Raw genomic sequence first — 383 nt, forward strand, 5'->3', positions numbered from 1 at the left:
TTGTTGCCCGCGGTCGAGCCGTCCTTGTTGCTCACGCACAACCCCGTCGCGACACTGCGCACCAGGAACTTCCCACTCGCCGCCGACGACGCCGAGAACGACCACTGCTGGTTCGCCTTCGCCCCGTCACCACAACCCCACTGCTGAAGCTGCGTACCCGACACCGACGAAGAATCCGGAACATCCACACAGCGACCGCTGCCGACGTTCACCAGATTGAACACACTCCCCCGAGCCACCGCCCGGAACTGCTGACCCCCCGCAGACGCCGAACACGCCGTCTGCACCAGCAGCGCCCCGTTGTCAGCCGAAGACCCCGTCACGAGAACACACTTACCGGACGACCCCGACGCCAGCGTGTACACGCCACCGTCGCCGGGTGT

The 383-nt window shown here is 66.1% G+C and carries 1 protein-coding gene; it reads right to left on the reverse strand.

Annotated elements, in window-relative coordinates; genetic code table 11:
• On the reverse strand, window positions 1-365 hold a 365-nt coding region (locus tag FAF44_RS56620), incomplete at its 3' end, for an RICIN domain-containing protein (RefSeq protein ID WP_368857808.1).
• Between the last annotated feature and the right edge of the window lie 18 nt (window positions 366-383).

Origin of the sequence: Nonomuraea sp. MG754425, assembly GCF_021699195.1 — a bacterium.
GTDB lineage: Bacteria > Actinomycetota > Actinomycetes > Streptosporangiales > Streptosporangiaceae > Nonomuraea.